Raw genomic sequence first — 3,544 nt, forward strand, 5'->3', positions numbered from 1 at the left:
AAACCGACAAATTGATTGACCACAAACCATGCTTCACCGCCTGGTTTTAAATGTCTAGCAGCTGCCTCCGTAAATAGTTCTGTTGATGATTTGACATGATCAAAGCCTTGATGGAAAGGTGGATTACAGACTATTACATTATAGGATTTACTGATACTGTCGGCTGCATCGCTAGCTATAATCTGACCCTTAATATCATAGTGTTTAAAATTCTCCTCGCAGCTGAGTAATGCAGCAGCGCAATTATCGGTTGCATCAATATGTGTGAAGCCTAGCTGTTTGAGGCGAATAGATAAATAACCATAGCCACAGCCAAGGTCAAGCGCCTGTAAGGATGACAGAGTATTGTCAGATTTTGTTTCATAATATTGCGCAATTGTTGAAATCAGCAGTGAACTACCTTGATCAATTTTCTGCCAGCCAAATAGCCCCGGCTTGCTATAAAACTCGACTCCCGACAAGCTTAAAAGCTGTAATGGTTTATATACTTGATTGGCCTCAATACCAGAACAGACAGAGTTATCTGTAAAGTGAATGGAGATGACAAATACTTGCTTATGAATTTTATCTAACTGCAATGTGACAGCATTGCCAAAGGCTGCTAATTGTTCTTTTGCCAAAGTAAACAGGCTTTTAATCCCCTCATTTTTTGCCCCAAATAATTTAAGCGTCGGTGTCGGTATTGATGGTTTCGATGTTAATGGCGATGTCGTTTTAGATGTTGATATTGCTGCTCTAGAGTTTGCTGATGAGCTTGGTAATGATGTTGAGGCTGATGCTAAGGTTAGGCCAGAGGCTGCAGATTTTGAACATAAATCTATCCAGCTATTAAACACATGCAGATTAATCTGTTTTTCTTTGCTGATTCTGAACGCAATAAGATCAAGCTTTTGGTTTGCAAAAGTTTCAGCGATTAAAAAGTCATTAAATACGGCATTAAATTTTTTTGCTAAATCAAAACGGTTACTCAGTTTTTCAGTCGTACCTAAAACACCGGCATCAAAACAAAAGTCAGATGATGCTTCGTCAATAAGCCATAGCGCGCGATCTACCTGCTTAATAGACTCAGCTAGTGGGTTTGCAATAATGTGATTGTTGCTTTGCATCTGTTATTTGATTATATCCTTAACCGATAAAACTCTGTATTTCATCATTAGAGAGCTGTCTGAATTGTCCGCTTTGTAAACTGCCAAGTTTAATAGTGCCAATGCTCTCTCGGTGCAGTGATATCACCCGATTATTACAATAGGCAAACATCCGCCTGACTTGATGATATCGACCTTCGTGAAGTTCTATTATAACTTCGTGAGCAGACAGTTGTTGAATCTGACAGGGTAGGGTGAGCTTATTTTCGGATCGAAGCATTACACCTTGCTCTAATGTATCGATAGATGATTGATTTATCGCTTCAGCCAAACCAACACGGTAGCGTTTTCCACAATAATCATTATCGAAGTTTTGTTTCTGGGGTTTACTGACTCGGTGGCACCATTGTCCATCACTGCTAAGTAATACTAGACCTGAGGTATCGGTATCTAACCTGCCAGCAAAAAACAACTTTTGTTGCTTGAATTCTTCGCTGATCAATCTGAGCGCAGAGGGTGCATTATCATCCACATGCGAACAGCAGTAGCCAGCAGGTTTATACAGCGCGAGATAAACACTTTGTTTGAGTGCCAACATGTTATCTTGGTAGCCAACTTGCTGCTGCAGAGAAATTTTTAACTTGCCATCTTTGACAATAAGGCCATCAACGCTGATGCAGCCTTGTTGGATAAGCTGTTTGGCGGCTTTGCGACTTTTGCCGAGTGCCTTTGCAACAAATTGATCTAATCGCAGATGTTGCACTACAAATCACCTTGCTGCAGCGATATTTCAAACGCTTTTTTCTGTTGATGAACGAGCTTGAAAAAATCTGTTGGCTTGTCAAAAAACTCTGTTATAGCGGCTTCAAATTGACAAAATGACACGGCGCGCATGAATGCCTCATCTAAAGGTGCTGAAACTAACACCGTTTGTTGACTAATAGGGTGGGTGAACTGCAGGTGTGACGCACTTAGATACAGCCGTCGCTGTTGTAACTGCTGGCAAAAAAAATGGTTGTGCGTCGATTTACCATACTTCACATCGCCAATAATTGGGTGCGATAAGTGTTTCATATGATAACGTAATTGATGCTGTCGCCCCGTAATAGGCGATAATAACACTAGGCTGTAGCGGCTTTGCGGATATTGCGGTTCTACTGAATAGTTAAGCGTTGCATGTGCTAGGGGTGAAATAATCGACTGTGCGGGTTTGCTGAGCATCGATTGATTACTGTTAGCTTTAATGCCTCGTAACTTAACGGGGCGATCAACCAGTGATGTTGCTTGGATATGCCCACGACAAATCGCCAGATATAGCTTTGTAATCTGTCTTGCGGCAAATTGCTGTTGTAATTGATGCGCACAATCAGAATTTTTGGCAAAAAGTATCACGCCTGAGGTGGGTTTATCCAATCGATGAACCGGAAAAACATGCTGGTCCAGTTGGTTGCGCAGAGTTTGTAATACAAACTGTGTTTCATGTCGGTCGATGGCAGATCGGTGCACCAACATATTAGCGGGTTTATAAATAGCGACGATGGCTTCATCTTCAAACAAAACCCGCAATAAAGCTTGACCCTCAACTGGCATGGTTTGTGAGGCAATGTCGGTCATAGAAACATATTGTCTTTTATGCGCTTCATCCAATCACTGAGCGTATTGCAACATATTGCGCATTCAGCCAGTGTTTAATGTAAGTGTGGAATGCTGATACAATTGAATTAATTATTATATCAGTATTTCTCATGTTATCGGTATTGTAGGAAGTCATCGCATGTTAATTGAATTTAGTCAGTATTCCGCCAATCAGGTCTACCATATCATGACGCAGAGTTTGATTCCGCGACCTATTGCCTGGGTGTTAACCGAGAATTCAACGGGCGACTATAACTTAGCGCCGTTCTCATATTTCACCCCTTTGTCATCAAAGCCTGCGGTGCTTATGATTTCTGTGGGGCAAAAGTCTGATCAATCTGACAAAGATACCTGGGCAAATATTGAGCGTACCGAGCGCTTTACCGTGCATATTGCATCCAGCAATTTGCTTGCNGATTTAAATGAGTCGTCTCGTGAATTAGCAAGAAATGATTCAGAGCTAAAGCGCTTGGGTTTNACGATNGATCACGATCAAGGCTTTGCGCGCATTGCTGAAGCGCCGGTGGCCTATGACTGTTGCCTGCACGATGCTCAGCTATTAAAAGACAGTAAGCAGCAGCTTATTTTTGCCGAAGTTAAGCAAGCCTTTGTTGCTGATCACTGTGTGCAAGAAGATGCCAAAGGGCGCTTAGCCATTGATGCTGAAGCAATTGACCCCTTAGCGCGCTTAGGTGTTAGTGAATATGCAGTGCTTGGCTCTGTGCTGAATAAAGCGCGGCCAAAATAACATTCGCTGGCTTATTCGATCACATCGCCGAAAGCTGCCGTAAAATTCGACTCGGTTCTGCACGCTGCCAATCGGC

General features: G+C 42.3%; 4 protein-coding genes. 1 reads left to right on the top strand and 3 read right to left on the bottom strand.

Annotation, left to right across the window (positions count from 1 at the left end):
- From HRU21_08480 to HRU21_08490, 3 genes are all read right to left on the bottom strand, one after another.
- A partial coding sequence (locus tag HRU21_08480) for a methyltransferase (protein ID NRA42324.1) occupies positions 1-1,106 on the bottom strand: 1,106 nt, incomplete at its 3' end.
- A 19-nt stretch (positions 1,107-1,125) separates the two neighbouring features.
- The gene (locus HRU21_08485) at positions 1,126-1,848 is read right to left on the bottom strand and encodes a pseudouridine synthase (GenBank protein ID NRA42325.1); all 723 of its coding nucleotides are present in this window, start codon (positions 1,846-1,848) and stop codon (positions 1,126-1,128) included.
- A complete protein-coding gene (locus tag HRU21_08490; protein ID NRA42326.1) occupies positions 1,848-2,675 on the bottom strand; it encodes a hypothetical protein in 828 nt (275 codons plus the stop codon). The genes HRU21_08485 and HRU21_08490 overlap by 1 nt, the downstream gene beginning before the upstream one ends.
- Positions 2,676-2,859: 184 nt before the next feature.
- Between HRU21_08490 and HRU21_08495 the strand changes: the two genes are divergently transcribed.
- On the top strand, positions 2,860-3,468 hold the full coding sequence (locus HRU21_08495) for a flavin reductase family protein (protein NRA42327.1): 609 nt from the start codon (positions 2,860-2,862) through the stop codon (positions 3,466-3,468).
- The last annotated feature ends 76 nt before the right edge of the window (positions 3,469-3,544 follow it).

Source organism: Pseudomonadales bacterium (assembly GCA_013215025.1).
GTDB lineage: Bacteria > Pseudomonadota > Gammaproteobacteria > Pseudomonadales > DT-91 > DT-91.